1 pseudogene is annotated in these 264 nt (G+C 70.5%); it reads right to left on the bottom strand.

Annotation, left to right across the window (positions count from 1 at the left end):
* Positions 1 to 264, bottom strand: a pseudogene (locus tag ACTFO6_RS18940) (DNA polymerase III subunit delta); the annotation flags it as partial.

The following is a 264-nucleotide window of genomic DNA, read 5'->3' as shown; positions in this document are numbered from 1 at the left end:
AGCTTGGGCAGCTCGATTAACGTCACCACATCGGGCGGAAGCCGCTCGCAGTACGCGATGAGCGCCTCGGCCCCGGCGGTGCCTGGCCGTCCGGTGGGAATGCGTAACTCGATGAGCTTGCGGCCGCCGAAGAGGGAAAGGCTCGCCCCGGCCGCGGGGAGGCTCCCCCAGTCGAACCCCCCTTCGGCAACGAAGAGCTCCCGCTCCTCATAACCCAGCGCCCGGGCCCAGGCGCGGATGCGATCAGCCGCCTCCAGCCCCAGC

Origin of the sequence: Pelomicrobium sp. G1 (assembly GCF_051905455.1) — a bacterium.
GTDB lineage: Bacteria > Pseudomonadota > Gammaproteobacteria > Burkholderiales > UBA6910 > Pelomicrobium.
The sequence above is the reverse complement of the archived record's forward strand: the minus strand, read 5'-3'. Positions and strand labels throughout refer to the sequence as shown.